The organism is Pseudoalteromonas sp. S2893, assembly GCF_005887105.1.
Taxonomy (GTDB): Bacteria; Pseudomonadota; Gammaproteobacteria; order Enterobacterales; family Alteromonadaceae; genus Pseudoalteromonas; species Pseudoalteromonas atlantica.
Genome location: NZ_PNCY01000008.1, coordinates 158,651 through 174,063, shown reverse-complemented (window position 1 = coordinate 174,063; position 15,413 = coordinate 158,651). Strand labels below are relative to the sequence as shown.

General features: G+C 38.9%; 15 protein-coding genes. 3 read left to right on the top strand and 12 right to left on the bottom strand.

Features of this window, described 5'->3' with window-relative positions; genetic code table 11:
* Positions 1-29: 29 nt before the first annotated feature.
* On the bottom strand, positions 30-1,727 hold the full coding sequence (locus CWC04_RS04390; RefSeq protein WP_138684709.1) for a hypothetical protein: 1,698 nt from the start codon (positions 1,725-1,727) through the stop codon (positions 30-32).
* Positions 1,728-1,866: 139 nt separating this feature from the next.
* On the opposite strand from CWC04_RS04390, the gene CWC04_RS04385 reads away from it, so the two are divergent.
* Positions 1,867-3,636 carry a hypothetical protein gene (locus CWC04_RS04385; RefSeq protein WP_138684708.1) on the top strand — a complete coding sequence of 590 codons (1,770 nt, stop codon included), beginning with the start codon at positions 1,867-1,869 and terminating at the stop codon, positions 3,634-3,636.
* A gap of 272 nt (positions 3,637-3,908) precedes the next feature.
* Here CWC04_RS04385 and CWC04_RS04380 read toward each other — a convergent pair whose 3' ends face one another.
* The 3 genes from CWC04_RS04380 to CWC04_RS04370 form a co-directional block, all read right to left on the bottom strand.
* Positions 3,909-4,808 carry an NYN domain-containing protein gene (locus CWC04_RS04380; protein WP_138684707.1) on the bottom strand — a complete coding sequence of 300 codons (900 nt, stop codon included), beginning with the start codon at positions 4,806-4,808 and terminating at the stop codon, positions 3,909-3,911.
* A 375-nt stretch (positions 4,809-5,183) separates the two neighbouring features.
* Positions 5,184-6,443, bottom strand: a complete 1,260-nt coding sequence (locus CWC04_RS04375; RefSeq protein ID WP_138684706.1) for a Y-family DNA polymerase — start codon at positions 6,441-6,443, stop codon at positions 5,184-5,186.
* Positions 6,428-6,844, bottom strand: a complete 417-nt coding sequence (locus tag CWC04_RS04370; protein WP_138684705.1) for a LexA family protein — start codon at positions 6,842-6,844, stop codon at positions 6,428-6,430. Before CWC04_RS04370 ends, CWC04_RS04375 begins: the two co-directional genes overlap by 16 nt.
* Before the next feature lie 230 nt (positions 6,845-7,074).
* Between CWC04_RS04370 and CWC04_RS04365 the strand changes: the two genes are divergently transcribed.
* Both CWC04_RS04365 and CWC04_RS04360 read left to right on the top strand, forming a co-directional pair.
* Positions 7,075-7,584 (top strand): hypothetical protein, encoded by a 510-nt coding sequence (locus tag CWC04_RS04365; RefSeq protein WP_138684704.1) that lies wholly within the window; start codon positions 7,075-7,077, stop codon positions 7,582-7,584.
* A gap of 136 nt (positions 7,585-7,720) precedes the next feature.
* The gene (locus tag CWC04_RS04360; RefSeq protein WP_138684703.1) at positions 7,721-8,455 is read left to right on the top strand and encodes an endonuclease; all 735 of its coding nucleotides are present in this window, start codon (positions 7,721-7,723) and stop codon (positions 8,453-8,455) included.
* Between the two features lie 405 nt (positions 8,456-8,860).
* On the opposite strand, the gene CWC04_RS04355 is transcribed toward CWC04_RS04360, so the two are convergent.
* The 8 genes from CWC04_RS04355 to CWC04_RS04320 all read right to left on the bottom strand — a co-directional run bounded on the left by CWC04_RS04355 (position 8,861) and on the right by CWC04_RS04320 (position 15,349).
* Entirely contained in the window at positions 8,861-9,592 is a 732-nt protein-coding gene (locus CWC04_RS04355) for a MauE/DoxX family redox-associated membrane protein (RefSeq protein ID WP_055018909.1), read from the bottom strand.
* A 33-nt stretch (positions 9,593-9,625) separates the two neighbouring features.
* Positions 9,626-10,135, bottom strand: a complete 510-nt coding sequence (locus CWC04_RS04350) for a DUF305 domain-containing protein (protein WP_064387011.1) — start codon at positions 10,133-10,135, stop codon at positions 9,626-9,628.
* A gap of 140 nt (positions 10,136-10,275) precedes the next feature.
* Positions 10,276-10,794 (bottom strand): DUF411 domain-containing protein, encoded by a 519-nt coding sequence (locus CWC04_RS04345; protein ID WP_064387012.1) that lies wholly within the window; start codon positions 10,792-10,794, stop codon positions 10,276-10,278.
* 10 nt (positions 10,795-10,804) lie between these two features.
* Positions 10,805-11,293: a YybH family protein gene (locus CWC04_RS04340; protein ID WP_008109928.1), complete on the bottom strand. Its 489-nt coding sequence runs from the start codon at positions 11,291-11,293 to the stop codon at positions 10,805-10,807.
* Positions 11,294-11,315: 22 nt separating this feature from the next.
* Positions 11,316-12,224: a CopD family protein gene (locus CWC04_RS04335; RefSeq protein WP_138684702.1), complete on the bottom strand. Its 909-nt coding sequence runs from the start codon at positions 12,222-12,224 to the stop codon at positions 11,316-11,318.
* 11 nt (positions 12,225-12,235) lie between these two features.
* The gene (locus tag CWC04_RS04330; RefSeq protein ID WP_004588802.1) at positions 12,236-12,643 is read right to left on the bottom strand and encodes a copper resistance CopC family protein; all 408 of its coding nucleotides are present in this window, start codon (positions 12,641-12,643) and stop codon (positions 12,236-12,238) included.
* A 22-nt stretch (positions 12,644-12,665) separates the two neighbouring features.
* A complete protein-coding gene (locus CWC04_RS04325) occupies positions 12,666-13,529 on the bottom strand; it encodes a copper resistance protein B (protein ID WP_055011431.1) in 864 nt (287 codons plus the stop codon).
* On the bottom strand, positions 13,526-15,349 hold the full coding sequence (locus CWC04_RS04320; protein WP_138684701.1) for a copper resistance system multicopper oxidase: 1,824 nt from the start codon (positions 15,347-15,349) through the stop codon (positions 13,526-13,528). Before CWC04_RS04320 ends, CWC04_RS04325 begins: the two co-directional genes overlap by 4 nt.
* Between the last annotated feature and the right edge of the window lie 64 nt (positions 15,350-15,413).

The window sequence follows — 15,413 nt, the reverse complement described above, 5'->3', positions numbered from 1 at the left end:
TTGCTAAAATCATGTGAATAACTCTATCTTCAAATATTCTGAGTGCCTGTTTTGTCTTGCTGATTTTCTTCTAAAGCATTGAAGATGACACAGAGTGATTCATGGCATCTTTCACAGAGGTCATTGAAGTGGTTTCTAAGTGAACCAAAGTCCTTGATAGCATCTATTCTGATTTGCTCAGCGGTTTGTCCTGAAATATGTCCCTTGAGAACGCTTCTTAGGTTATGAGCATCATGCCAAGGACTAAGGACGCTACGTGCATGTTCTGCATCAAAACCACACCCTAAGAGGCACCATTCAACTAGTTTCAATTCTCTATCTTTATCAGGAGGATTTTGACCAAGCGTCTTCGCATTAACTTTCAATTGCTTCTTGACTAAACCTTCGACTAATACCTGATCCAACCTTAAAATCTCCTCTTTCCACTCATCGACCGACTTTGAATAAACAGAGTGGAGGGATTGCTTCACAACACGGTTTTTCATTCTCCACCAAGTTGTTCCTTTGGAATCAAGCTCGTCCAATTTTCGTTTGAGATCTTCAACGGGGTTACAAACTTTAAAGCAATTTCCCATAAAGTCGGTTTCTAAAGATCTCTCCGAAATAGGTGTTTTAGGCTTCTCATTATATTGCTTCCAGTGCAATTGTTCTGAGTATGGCAGTTTCTGTAGATCACCTAGATAAGTATGGATTTGTCCAGCATCGTTAATGTCGTAGCTCTTTAAATACCAACCAGCTCTAGATGTTATTGCTCTTTCCTCTAACGTGTATTTATCAGTGTCAGACTTGTATTTGAGAATGACTTCAGCATTGAAGAATGCTGGACTTAATTCAAAGGCTTTATCTGAGTCTGTAAAGTAATTATCAATAGCGGATGGAGCACATGATATCTCTTCAACACGTTTGTTCTTCCAATCTTGAGCAATGAAAGTGGCATACTGCTGTTCTTCTGAGGTATCTTCCTCCTTACCTTCATGTATCGGCGAAAATGCTTGAACACCTCTAAAGTAGCTAGCATGAGAGATGATTTTTCGCTTGCCAAATACACCTTGTTCAGCCACGACTTCTTCTGGTGATGAGCCCCAGCTAGTGAAGTTTGCATGGTCAATTCGATCTACATCAAATAACCTTACGACTGCTGTTTCGGTTAGGTAGCAGTAATCTGCTAATACGCTGAATCTAATCGAAACTACAGTGCCATACTCTTCACCTTCTCTTTCCAACTTATGAATTTTGATGACTTCGTCGATATCACCATTTTTATCAAGTTTGCACCAAGAATTCAGTTCATGCATGTAGTGCAAATCCATAACTTGTACGAACTTTTCGGAGACCTCTATGTAGCTCTCTCGCCCTCTTACTCCGTGAAAAGAACGCTTAAATATTAGAGGCTCACCTTTGCTCAGAACACTAGGTTTACAACTTTCTAGTGGTGGCTCGACCCACGATTTGTCACGACCACCACCACTACAAATAGACCATCCACTATTGTTATAATCCCAAGAAGCCATTTGATGAGGGTCAGATTTAGACAGTTCATTTTTAAGCACAAGGACAGTATTAAGAAGAGTAGTTTTTGCTGATGCATGAAGAATTATATCATCGTCATTTGCATCACTAACTAAAAAATCAACGACATCCTTCTGGGATACCCACTCTGCAAAATCCTCTTTTTTAGAGGGCATTGAAAAAAAATTAATAAGACTTCCAAGACGACAAACATCCATTGCAACAATCCTCATGCAGGGCTTATGATACTAATAATATACTAATCTACTATGCATAAACTGAGCTGCTATTGCAATTAGTGACCTGATTACAGGTTCAGCAGTTTACATATAAGAATTAAAAACAGGGTTGTTAACCATGAATTTCAATTATCTTGAATCGTTCCCTCTGTCAGAATCCATTTTGCCACATAGACTAAAAGAGTTACTGAAGCCTGTAGGTCTATCTCCTGATTTACGTGTTGAGGTCGCTTGCATGCAGGAGACTGATCTTTATGGAGAAAGTGCAGAACACTTACACCTTCAGATTGCTGTTGTTCCTGAGGGTAACGATGGCCCAATTGAAGTATTGAGGGAGGCGGGTGAAGGTGTTGTGGCTTACTCTGTTCCTTTTGGTGAAGAAAAGGCTGAGTCTGCTCAATTCATTCCTTCAATCTCTGGGTATGATTACATAGTCGCGGCTTGGGGGGACGCTTCCTTTTACACTTTTAGCCTCGCTGAAAAAGTTTGGATGACTCTTGGTCTCACCCCTCGCTGCATAGGTAATGAAGAACAACGACTCATATATGACGCCTTAAACTTACCAGAATTTGATGTTGCTGAGGGAGAAGTATCAAGTGAGTATCAAGGTCACTTGAAGCGCGATGTATGCTGGAAAATGTCCAATGAATACCTCCGACGTTATTTGTGGCTGCGAGGCGCTAAAGGCGTGAGGGTTTTTTTCTACGAAGCTCAGTTAGAAGACACCCCAGAGTTGCGAGAATCATTGAATGGTAAATCTCATATTGTATTAAAACCAACTGAAGGCCCTCAATGGTATGAGTTAGACCTCCGAGAACACAAAGGAGGGATTCTTCTTCAGCTCTGGGCTTCGGTTGAAGCTCTTTTACCAGAACTATGCTTGGAGCAAGACGCAGAGACTTTGCTTTGGGCAGATGACAAAGAGCCTATGACACATGCTAGGGCAAATGCGCTTATGGTTGACTATAACGTCTACTTGGATGATCGCTTCCTCGAAAAATATGAGCAAAGTAACTTCTATGACACCACACCCATAAACATCTATGGACGCTGGTGGTGTTCACCTTCATATAAAGGGCAGTGGAGCTTTACTGAATGCCAACGAGTTGGGCGAAACTTAATCCGAGTACCGATTCGTGAGCTTTATAAGGCTAAGCCTGATAGAGAAATTGTTCATGCGAATAATTACGAGATAAAGCCAGAGGTTGTTGAACAATTAGATTTAGATGAAGAGCATATAACAATAAAGGTGCAAAGACTTCTAGAATGCTTGCTTCGTATGGGAGAAGGGTTATCAGCACTAGGAGAAACTACTGGGCAACTGTATTCCCCTGAAGACCTCACAGGTTTTAATCGAGAAGAAGTAGATGCTAATGGATGGTTGCATTACCCATCTCTTGTGCGACTGGCTCAGGTCGCACCGCTAGATATGACACAACAGATGTTTTTGGCTCGGTGTAAGAGCCTCCATGAGATTCTTCAAAAAATTCCAAATGGTTTTCTCAAGTCACTTCTTCGTCATGCTGGGTGTCCAAGCGCTGACGTGAAAAACCTAGGAAGCTTAAAGTTGATGCAAAGTCTTTTGAACGTCCTCGAGTCTTTGAACGAACAGCATGAAACTATTGATTGCTTTACATCAGAAAATGAACCCGAGGGTTGGAAAAAACGCAATGCCAGACTAGCGTCGCTGTTCTTGAATAACGACCTTAGGATCGCTGATGCCCATGATGCAGTTAAGAAATGTATTGATACTCTGCAAGACCTTGGATTTGATACCGCCAGTTTGAGCGTCGGCTATGGAAGAGCTTTTGACTTTGTTATAGATGCTGTAAGTGAATCTATTAGCTGTATTGCCACTCATATTGAACAGCTGCTAGAGCGACATTAATTGCTTCTCGCATTAAAAAATGAACCACTATACTTTTTTCTAATCCAATCGATTGGAGCTATAGCAAAAGTTCTAGCTCTTTTTTGTCCAAAACGAGTTTACCCGACCGTCCGCTACTCGCTCTAACCTCAACTATGTGAAATGGGTAGCCTAAAGGTATTTATTGTTATAAATACTACGGCTTTTTGTTACTATGAAAAAGTAGTCGGACTTACGACTATAGATGGCATAAGCCAAAAATATAGTCGAAAATCATTGTTATGGCTGTTTAGTTAACGAGCGATGGATATATTTAAAGCACGGATCTCATTCCCATTTTTCGAATTTTTCTCGTCAAATTCGAACTTGATTATTGAGCCTGGATTTACATTTTTCCAATCTTCAGGGTTAATGAATTCACTTTTATGAACAAAAAACTTACTTTTATTATAATTAGCAAAACCATACCCTTGACCTTTAAAACATTTGGTAAGCTTGCCTTCGACACCTTCTAATTTCATCTTAAGAGTGAAATAAAAGCGATCATTAGTCTCTTGGGTAATATGGAAAATATCATCACAGCTTTTAATAAGTTTCTTGAGACTAGCAACTTGATAATTACGATAGTCGAAAGAGGGATCAATTCGTTTGATTGCAGTTCCAAAATTACCTAGGTAAGCTTCCCCATCAATTTCGGCGCGATTATATGCTTTTATTAATAAAGCCTCTAAATCAAGATCTTTGTCAGTTTCAACTATATCGTCAAAATCTATGTTATTTATATCGACAAAGTTTTCACAAGCCCTAATTAATCTCTTAGGTGATTTTTTCTCACCTATAACCATACTGTAAATGCCGTATTCTCTTATACGTTGAGCTAAGCTGGCGAAACCGCCATCACTGGTAACCAAACACACAGAGTTTATACGCTTGTTATTATTAATTAACTCTATTGCGTCCATAATCAAGGCATGGTCAGCATCATCTTTTTTAGTATAGTGAAACTGTTGTTTGGGCCGAGAAGCGGTTATCTCTAGGACATTCTCCCAAGATTTACTACAACCGTTCGTCCAGTCAGCGTATACCCACTTCAGTGCTACTGAACCGTGCTTTTCAACTTCGGCTAGCACCCGTGGAAAGGCTTCTGACTTAAAGTTTTCACCATCAACTAAAACTGCAAATACTTTTTCCATAATATGTCCTGCTTATTCCATTTATCAGCTTTAGTAAAACTTAATAAACCCATAATTTCAACAGCTTTAAACACAATTAATCATTAGACTATAGCCTTCGAACTTTCGGTTTTACATCTGCCGTCATTACACTGTAAGTCATTTGTTTTTCATAATAAGGGTGGTTAATAATGTTACGCGAGATAATTAGAGTCTTACCTCTTAAAATAAAGCTAAGTGTGACTTATTTGTCAGTGTTCACTAATAGCTGTGTTTAAGTTGATGCACAAAGTAAAAATAGATTTTTAATAAAGTAAATACCTATAAAGGTTCTCCATATCCGTATAAAACAAACATGCTGTTATTATATTCAATACTTGGTTTAACCTAATTAATTCAATCACATTTAATTATAGGGATATCTGTCCAACGGGTCGTATAATGTGGGGATAAGAAAGCCCGCTTCATATTCCAAGTCTGTGTTAGCTTTTCACTGCCTATTGATAAAGTTCCTACACCATAACGTTTATTTATAGTATCTAAGCACTCCATCATTTTAGGTTTATCCTCACTCACAGAGAACATATCGGCTTGTTGAAATGATTCACTTTCTAATTCTATCGCCCCTATACCGCAGCGATAAAAGCGCGTATTCGGTTTATAAATTTCATCAATGACCGCGGAAACAGCCTTCGCTATAACGCTGGTGTCTGATGTCGGTATGGGAAACTCATATAGAAGTGATTTTTTATAATGCTCATCTTCATGTGGCGAATTGGCCGCAAAAATAACTATACGCTTAGTTAATGACTTTTGTCTTCTGAGTTTTCGCCCAACAATGGCGGCATGTGTTACTAAGGCTGATTTTAACGTTGTTAAATCAGTGACTCTTTCTCCAAAACTTCTGGTCGAGTATATTTCTTTTTTATCTTGTTTTACTTCATCCCAACTTAAACAGGCAATACCATTTAATTCGCTGACCGTTCTCTCTACGACAACACTGAACATACGCCTCATTGCTTTAGGGTTTTGGCAAGCCAAGTCCCAGGCAGTATTAATCTGCATTAACTTAAGCTTTTTCCCTAAACGAGAGCCGATACCCCAGACATCGGTAACATCCATGCGCATGAGTATTTCTTTACGAGATTTTTCATCGTTAATAACGGCCACACCGTTGTACCCAGATAGTTTTTTTGCTGCATGGTTGGCCGCTTTTGCTAGGGTAGGTGTTGTGCCAAAGCCCGCTCCAACAGGCAAACCTGTTTCTCGCCACACAGATCGGCGTATTATATGTCCATAGTCAGCCCAGTCATTGATGATTTTAGAAAAACCAGTAAAACGTAAAAACGATTCATCAATACTATAAACATAATGGTCATCACAAAATCTGTTTATAACTGTCATCATTCTTTCACTTAAATCAGCATAAAGTTCATAATTAGAAGAGCGAACCACGACATGGTGCTGTTCTAAATAGTTTTTAATCTTGAAGTAAGGCTGGAATTTAGGAATGTTAAGCTTTCTTGCAATAGGACATATGGCGCAAATACATCCATCGTTATTTGTAAGTACTACAACCGGTTTTGAGCGAATCGAAGGGTCAAATACCTTCTCCGCACTCGCGTAAAAAGCGACAGCATCTACGAGGGCAAACATCGACTGAGCTCTATTTTGTTTTTGTGTAAGCGGATACTGGTTGTGACTACACCCTCGAGTTTGAAGTCATCTTCAGGTGAAACATAAACAGATTTGTAGCTTTTGGATGCTGAGATTAGCAAGCGGTTTGTTTTATCTATTATTTTACAAACAAACGACCCGTTATAACTCGCAACAACTACATCGCCTGAACTTACATCTTCAGCTCTATCAACAACGAGCAAGTCTCCATCGAATATCCCGACATCTTGCATCGATTGACCTGAGGCCAGCCCTATGAATGTGGCGTTAGGATGCTTGATAATTAGCTCATCGATAGAAATGCCTAGCTCTGTGTATTCTGCTGCTGGAGATTCAAACCCCGAAATCCCTGCCTCAATATAAATTGGAATAACGAACATACACACCTCAAATACTGTTTATATATACAGTATAATTTAAGGTTGTAATTAAGCCAAGATTCTTTTTGTGAGGGTGATAGCTTTATCAGAGCTGATGTAAGCAGATTACATGCTTTAATATTAAAAACCCTTTTAATAACAATTAGTAAAACTTGCTTCCGTTTGTTAAAATTTAGCGAAGGAATTATGAGCCTACTCAAAGCTTATTTTAATTATGGAATAATTTACTAATGACTTTAGTTAAAAACACGATTGTATCTTTTCTGATACTGAGCTTTATTACTGGCTGTTCAGCCTCTAGACACGCCATCATTTCCGGTGACTCTGAATTAACAGATGCTCAAGTGTGTCGAAACTACCTTAATGATAAAGATATCCTCACTAAAGGTTATATCGCTGAGGATACTGATGAAGCGAACTATATTTACGCGCTCAACAAAGAAGTTAAATATAGAGCACTCACCGAATACAAATGTGAGATTTTCGCCGCGCAAGACAGAAAAGAAATCGCTCAAGGCGTTGTTGCAGCAGTTGTTGCGGTAGGTGTCGTCGTTTTAGCTGTTGCTGCCGCAGAAGCTGGCGGGTCAAATAACTATTCTTCTGGTTATGCGTGGGACCAGTTTTATGATGGCAACTACAACTTAGTTTGGCGCTGTCGAGATAAGTCTACGGGCCAATTTGCATATAACAGTGCTTGCTCTGGGCAGTACCAAAATGATAATACATGGACTGGTAAGTAGCTTTCCTATTGAATTTTAAAAGCATAATATCTGAGCTCTACAATTAAAGTTATCAGTCACCACAAATGAGAACTAGTTTATTAACTCATTTATTATATGTGAAATATTTAAACCGAAATAGGCACCAAGAATCATAATGAAAGCATCCACAATTACACTGTTATCAATACTTATTTTCTCTACTGCCTCTTCAGCAAATCAAGAAATCGACTCTTTCAGCAAAGCTAAACGACTTCTAGAAAAGCAGGTTTATAACAATCACCGCATTACCCTTTATTGTGGTGCGACATTTGATGCTAGTAAAAAAGTAACCGCACCTATGGGTTTTTCTACAACAAAGTACGTCAAACGAGCTAAAAAAATTGAATGGGAGCACGTTGTTCCAGCAGAAAACTTTGGTCGTACTTTTAGCGAATGGCGAGATGGGCATAAGCAGTGTGTAAATAGTAAGGGTAAATCATTTAAAGGTCGACGATGTGCGGAAAAAGTAAATACAGAATATCGTTTTATGCAAGCTGATATGTTTAACCTTTATCCGGCCATTGGCGCTGTGAATGCTCTCAGAAGCAATTATAACTTTACTATGCTTCCAGCAGCTCAAAGCGACTTTGGACTTTGTGCAATGAAAATTGACGAGAGAAAAGCTGAGCCACCTGAAATAGCTAGAGGGCAAATTGCACGTACTTATTTGTATATGGAAAACACCTATAAACGATACAACATGAGTAAAGCGCAACGCCAGCTAATGAATGCCTGGGATAAAATGTATCCTGTTGATGCTTGGGAGTGCACTAGAGCTGAGAAGATTTCAAAGCTACAAAAGAATCAAAATGATGTAGTAAAAAGTCGCTGTGAAAGTATAGGTCTCTAACTATGTTGTTCTGTAGTGTGGACTGGGCTTCGGAGCTTTCATTAGATACCGGCTTATAAACTTAAAATACAAAACGGAAGTAAACTTCCGGTTTTTAAGCCAATATTGCTATATTTCGGAAGCAAACTTCCGTTTCAAGGGCTTCAAAGGTAGTTATCGGAAATATACTTCTGTTTTTGAAAGCGTTGGCCTAGATAGCTATATGAGCCATTTTTCGGGGTCTTATTTGAGCGAAAAGCGGAGGGTCGGGTAAACTCGTTTTTGGACAAAAACGAGTTAGATACCTAGATTCTAAAACTGTGGCCAAAATTAGTTGACCACTACAAGTCACCGATTGAAAAACGGGTAACTGTCAGATCAAGTCTGAGCTAGTACACCATTATGTTTTTAAATTAAAGCTGTTGTTTACTTAATAAACATCCAAATACCGGCAGCGATCATAAACAGGTTTTCTGTTAGGGAGATAAACCCTAGTGGTACGTTACTGTCACCGCCTACACACGCACATTTTAACTCTCGTTTATCTATATAGACTGCTTTTATCACTGAAACAGCACCAACCCCACCTATGAACAATGAAATAGGGGCAATAATATAGGCTGGTAATCCGGCTATCATTCCAATGCCAACAAATGCTTCTAAAAATGGGTAAACATAGGCGTACCTGACTACTTTCATAGCGACTAAGTCATAGGTTATAAATGAATTAGTAAAGCTAAATAAGTCTTGAAGCTTTTGTATTGCTAACACTGCCATTGTTAGGGCTACAAATAGTTCAGCGGTTTGCATTGATAATAAGCTATTATTCGCTGCAAAACTAAATGCCACACTAAGCAAAAAACTAACCGAAAAAATCGCAATCACGGGCGTGTAAGTTGTACCTTCTTGCCCAGCTTTTGGCTTATCAAAGTAATCGCGTAAGTCGTCATAGCCACCTATACGTTTATTATCAATAAATGTTTGAGGTGTAGTTTCTACACTGTGTTGTTTTTTAAATTCATCTGTTTGCTCTCGAGAAGTTAATAGCTGATCATCAACTGTATATCCCTCTCGCTCTAGTAGGTCTTTTGATTTTAAACCAAACGGGCAAATATGCTCATCTGTGGCCATTCTAAAAAGTTGGGCTGATTTACTCATGTTTAGCTCCCTTTTATGTATTGGTATAAAATTTTACTTAGCATTAAAATCCGGTACGGTCCTAGATTGTGCTTGCTCCTGAGTTTCTGCTAGGCCATTTTTCTCTATATCCTTTAGTAACCACTGCATTTCTTTAATCTCACGACGCTGTGCCTCAATAATATTTGTTGCAAGCTCTTGGACTCGCTTATCTTTGATTTTTGCCCTTTCACTGGTGAGTATTGCAATTGAATGATGTGGGATCATCGCCGACATCCATGAGCTATCATCAACAGTCGCTTGTGATCGAACTAAAAATAAACTTCCCGCAAATACGGTAACACTAGCAATGAGTACTGTTATATTTTTCTTTTTATCTTTATACATATTGAGCATGAAAAGTAGCATTATCACTGCCATCGTGGCTCCCATATAAAGCGCCATATAAGTACGAGTTTCACTAAAAAAAACATGACTTAGCTGATAAGTATTCAAATACATCAGTACAAACATGACTAATGTTGATGTGGCTATCATTAAGAAAAACTTTAAATACTGCGACATTAGATGGCTCCTTTCTATCATTTACTTTGTATATCATTTATACCAATGGGTAATTCTTACAGGTTATCAGGCGTAAACCCACTATATATTTAATCATTGAATCAATGTTTAACATTACATCAAGAGTTGTGCCATAAGTGTTAAAACTGCTCAGCGTATTTGCTAATATGCTTATAAGTATTCTGCTGTAAATCGTGCGTAAGCATTTCAATATTATATTTATAAAAGCGATCGCCCATTTCCATACCTGGCGTACCAGCAGGCATAGAGGGAACAGAGAGCCCTATCGTCTTTTCAGGATGTTGTTCAGCTAAAAACTGTTTTATATGTTTGGCGGGAACATGACCTTCAAATACAAATCCATCGGCTGAAACGGCTGTATGGCATGACCGCATATTTGGTTTTATTTGATACTGAGATTTAATCGTCCCCATGTCATTGACGTTAATTGCTTTTGTTTGAATATTGTTTTCGCTCAAATGAGCAATCCACTTATTACAACATCCACAATTTTTACTTTTATAAACGGTAAGCTCAATTTTAGGTTTTTCTGAATTCTCATAAGTTATTAATGCTTTATGTTGTTTTTCGATACTTATCGCCGAAAATGACATAGTTAATGATAAAAATAACGCTGAGGTAATGTAGATTACTCGCATTGTTAACTCCTTAATTTGACCAATGAATATGAGTGATTTTCCAACCTGTATCGGTGTTTTTTAATGTGATTGATTCCATTCCCATAGACTTAATATCTTTTCCTTTGTACTTTCCTTGAGTTTTACTTCTTGAAATTGAGTAAGCTATGTCTCCATTTGTGTAAACTTGATGCTCTAGTAGTTCACTATTAACAGCACTTAAGAATTTCATATCCGCTATCATATGATGTTTCGCGTATTCATCTGCAGAACGCTCAACACTTCCGCCTTCAAAAATGATGACATCGTCGGCCAGTAATTTACGTGCAGCTTCGCGATTGCCTTGTTTTAGAGATGCATGAAATAGGCTGACTGTTTTTGCAGCCTCGCTATCAACATTGACAAAGGCCTTGCCTTTTTTTGAATATTTTTCATCGTCATGTGCACTAACAGTAAAAGAACTAACAGTGCTAAAAATTAGTAGCAATAAAATTTTTAAATTAAAGGATTTAATTAACATACGTTTCCCTTTTTATTAATCGTTAAATAGGCGGACCAACAAGTGTGGTAAATACATTTGTTGTAATAAGTACAAACAGGGCAATTACTATTTCAACAGTAATCGAGCGTTTTAATATACTTATATGGTGTTGTTGAGTGATTTGCGGGACTAAAAAAAGCTTATGCCATGCACCTAGGAACAGCATCGCGCTGACGAGTAACAGCTTTAATAATATTAGTTGCCCATAATCTGATGTAAACAATGCAGAAAATGACTCTAGGTACCGCAGGAGCAGAGTTAAGCCCGAAATAAGTAGTACAAATACAATAACAATAGCGAGTTGACCAAAGTAATGCATTAACCGCTTTACTTCACTGGTAGGTAGTAAAGTGCAGCTTTTGTAAAGCGGCCACAATGACCCTAACCAGCTCGCAATGGCAATAAGGTGAAAGGTTAAAATACTTTTCACTAACCCATTTTCGTTTGTACTGTGCCCAGTAAAAGTGAAGCTATAAGCGATAAACCCAAGCATAATTAGTATAACGGCACCGTTTTTATAACCTGTTACGTTATCATCTGATTCCACATTCCACATACATACGCTAATTAGAGCAATAATAAGCGCTGGTATTCTAAACCTTGCTTGGTCACCTATGACTGATTGCCAAACAATTTCAAGCATAAAGGGGTCAAACATTCCCATAAAGCCTGATTCAGCCATTGCTCCAGCTTCTATAGGTACTTGTAAAAGTGCAGCAATACTACCTGTAACTACACACGTAATTTGCCAACGTTTTAAGAACTGATGAAAGCTAATTAAGTGATGCCCTGCAACATTGCTGTTGCCACACATAAAGCGCATTAATAAAGTGCCCGCAAGCCCTACAATTGCTATATAGCTTGCTAGTTTTAATAATAGTAAGAGCACTGACCATTCACTTAATTGCATGATGTTGCTACTTAATGATTATGTTTGCTGTGGGTATTAGATTGTTCTTGCATCATCTTATGCGATTCATTTTTATGTACCATAAATCTAAACGTGCCAGTCATTTTATGTCCATCACCACCCAGTGCTGTCCATTTAACCGTGTAAGTGCCTTGGGCTAGGCTCGGTAATGACCAATTAAAGTCTGTGCTTGGGGTGGCGCTGGGTTTGAAATCAAAGTTTATTGTTTTATTTTTTTCATCTTTGATGATGACTTTTGCTAGCCTTACTTCACCACTAAAAATTAACGAAAGTTCCTCTGGTCCTTGCATTAACATGGCTTCTTGTGCAGGTATTGATTGCTTGAGTGATATATGCGCTGATGCGGAAAATGTAAGCACTAAACCTAAAATGGCTACTGCAGAATTAAAAAATTTCATTATTACCTCTTATTTAAAATGATTAAAACCAAAATTTAATACCCGCAACAAATGCGGTGTTGTTGCTACTTTGTCCACTTGATGTGGCATAGTCGGCGGTATTGCCAAATTTATTGCTCCATTCAACGCCAATATAGGGCGCAAACTGGCGTGTAAATTCATAACGAACCCTAAAGCCAATCGCGCTGCTTGATAGGCCACTTCCAAGCTCGTTTTGTTTATCGTTTTTGCCATAAAGTGTAATTTCGGCTCGCGGTTGTATAATTAGCTTTTGCGTGAGTAGTAGTTCGTACTCTGCCTCTAACGTAAATGCGGTATTGCCTCGCTCACCTACGTATGCTGTCATATCAAGTTCAAACCAATAAGGGGCTAAACCTTGTAAGCCAAAAGCCAACCATTGCCGATTTTCACCTTCTTTATTGTAATCAAGACGAACACCTGCTTGAGTATCCCAATATGCTGATACGGCGTGACCCCATAAAATATCGGTTTGGTTTTCTTCAATACTTCCTTCGCTGAAATCACCCTCGGTTTTAATTACCAATCGATCAAAGGTAGTGCCGTACCATGCTTGTAAGTCAAATACACCTGCGTTTGCTTGCTCGTTATATTCAAGACGATCGCCTAGTAATGCGTAAAATGGATGCTCATCAGCGAGTGTTAATCGCTCATTGCCCTCAAGCGCATATGGGCCTTCTGTTAAAGTTGTTCCCGCAGAGTAAGCATGGGGGTCTCTTGCATCTTTAGGTGCACTTCCTCCTTGTGGTTGCATCTTAGCGCTATTCATTTGTGCCATTTCACTTTGCGCTAATAAAGGGAAACTAATTAATGAAGCCCCAGTTAACATTAATAAACTAAATGATTTAGATAGTTTTAATTGTTTCATGATACGACTACCTCTCTAAACATGCCGGCATCCATATGGAATAATAAATGACAATGCCAAGCCCAGCGCCCTACATCGTGAGGGGTGGTTAAAAAGCTGATTCTTTGTGCGGGTTGAACAGGTATTGTATGACGTCGCACTTGCACATCACCTTGCTCGTTTTCTAAATCACTCCACATACCATGCAGATGCATAGGGTGCGTCATCATGGTATCGTTTTGTAAAATAACTCTTAAACGTTGGTTATGCTTCATATGCACTGGCGTGCTTTTACCAAATTCTAAGCCATCAAATGACCAGCTATAACGTTCCATATTTCCGGTTAAATGCAGCTCAATTTCAGCTTCTGGCTCTTGCTGGTTAGTGATCCCTTCAAGTGAGTGTAAATCTGCAAGTGTTAAAACACGGCGACCATTTTTACGTAAACCAATACCAGGATCATCAAGATTTGTTCTAGGCATATCAACGCGCATATCAACTGAAGCTCCATACTCCGTTTTTGCATGACGCACTTTAGGGCTGGCAACTGCCAATGGGTTTTCAGACATACCATGTTTGCTATGATCCATCGCCATTGCACCGTGATCCATAGCGCTATGATCCATTTCTTTAGAGTTCATACCTGACATGCCAGCCATACCTGCCATTGCAGAATGCTCACCGCCGTGGGTCATATTGCCCATCATATCGGTCATCGTTAACCATTCAACAGGGTCAAGTGCAGGTACTGGCGCATCAATATTAGGCGAGCTTGATAAAGTTCCTTTTGCGTAACCAGAGCGATCCATACTTTGAGCAAAAATCGTATAGGCATCATTTTTAGGCTCAACAATTACGTCGTAGGTCTCACCAGGGCCGAATCTAAATTCATCAACTGTCACTGGTTCAACGTTTTGCCCATCAGCTTGTACAACTGTTAGTTTTAGTTCGGGAATACGAACGTCAAAAAAAGTATTGCTTGAGCCATTAATAAACCTAAGTCTTACTTTTTCTCCAACTTTAAACATTCCTCGCCAATTTGACATTGGCGTACTACCGTTCATTAAAAAGGTCATTGCTGATGCAGATAAGTCAGCTAAATCTGTAGGATTCATTCTCATTTGATTCCACATTTTGCGGCGTTGCAAAGCATTCGAAACACTGCTATTTGAAACGTCATCAAAAAATTCTGGAACAGTGGGCTGATTGAAGTTAAATACATCACTCTGTATTTTTAATTTGCGGAACAGCGCCATTGGGTCATCATCAGTCCAATCAGATAATTGAATAACATGCTCGTTATCTGCACTAATAATATCTTTTTCTCGCGGTTCAATAATTAATGCACCGTACATGCCAGTCATTTCTTGAAAGCCACTATGTGAGTGATACCAATATGTACCGCTTTGTTGTAATTTAAATTTATAAACAAAGGTTTCGCCAGGCATAATCCCTTTAAAACTGATACCAGGTACGCCATCCATTTGATACGGTAAAATAATGCCATGCCAATGAATTGAACTCGGTACTGATAACTTATTTGTTACTCTAATAGTAACGTCATCGCCTTCTTTGAGGCGCAAGGTAGGGGCGGGTATAGAGCCATTGATAGTTGTCGCCATACGTACTACGCCAGTAAAGTTAACCGGCGATTCATCTATAACCAGATCAATTACTTTGCCGCTAAGTTCGGGCACAGTGCCTGTTATTGTTCCTGCTACTAAAGATGATGCAGCATGTAATACACTCGGAAAAGCAGCAAGTACACCTCCTGCAATTAAGCCTTGAACAAATCGTCTTCGTGGTGTGCTAACCTGTTGTGATGACTTTTTAAACCCCATTTCCTTACTCCTTCATACCAGAATATGTATTGAGTATAGAAAGTAGACCTGTCTTAAACATGAC

Bases quoted from the DNA above. Each gene is read 5' to 3' on its own strand.
- CWC04_RS04390 (WP_138684709.1), bottom strand. From the start codon at position 1,727: ATGGATGTTTGTCGTCTTGGAAGTCTTATTAATTTTTTTTCAATGCCC.
- CWC04_RS04385 (WP_138684708.1), top strand. From the start codon at position 1,867: ATGAATTTCAATTATCTTGAATCGTTCCCTCTGTCAGAATCCATTTTG.
- CWC04_RS04380 (WP_138684707.1), bottom strand. From the start codon at position 4,808: ATGGAAAAAGTATTTGCAGTTTTAGTTGATGGTGAAAACTTTAAGTCA.
- CWC04_RS04375 (WP_138684706.1), bottom strand. From the start codon at position 6,443: ATGTTTGCCCTCGTAGATGCTGTCGCTTTTTACGCGAGTGCGGAGAAG.
- CWC04_RS04370 (WP_138684705.1), bottom strand. From the start codon at position 6,844: ATGTTCGTTATTCCAATTTATATTGAGGCAGGGATTTCGGGGTTTGAA.
- CWC04_RS04365 (WP_138684704.1), top strand. From the start codon at position 7,075: ATGACTTTAGTTAAAAACACGATTGTATCTTTTCTGATACTGAGCTTT.
- CWC04_RS04360 (WP_138684703.1), top strand. From the start codon at position 7,721: ATGAAAGCATCCACAATTACACTGTTATCAATACTTATTTTCTCTACT.
- CWC04_RS04355 (WP_055018909.1), bottom strand. From the start codon at position 9,592: ATGAGTAAATCAGCCCAACTTTTTAGAATGGCCACAGATGAGCATATT.
- CWC04_RS04350 (WP_064387011.1), bottom strand. From the start codon at position 10,135: ATGTCGCAGTATTTAAAGTTTTTCTTAATGATAGCCACATCAACATTA.
- CWC04_RS04345 (WP_064387012.1), bottom strand. From the start codon at position 10,794: ATGCGAGTAATCTACATTACCTCAGCGTTATTTTTATCATTAACTATG.
- CWC04_RS04340 (WP_008109928.1), bottom strand. From the start codon at position 11,293: ATGTTAATTAAATCCTTTAATTTAAAAATTTTATTGCTACTAATTTTT.
- CWC04_RS04335 (WP_138684702.1), bottom strand. From the start codon at position 12,224: ATGCAATTAAGTGAATGGTCAGTGCTCTTACTATTATTAAAACTAGCA.
- CWC04_RS04330 (WP_004588802.1), bottom strand. From the start codon at position 12,643: ATGAAATTTTTTAATTCTGCAGTAGCCATTTTAGGTTTAGTGCTTACA.
- CWC04_RS04325 (WP_055011431.1), bottom strand. From the start codon at position 13,529: ATGAAACAATTAAAACTATCTAAATCATTTAGTTTATTAATGTTAACT.
- CWC04_RS04320 (WP_138684701.1), bottom strand. From the start codon at position 15,349: ATGGGGTTTAAAAAGTCATCACAACAGGTTAGCACACCACGAAGACGA.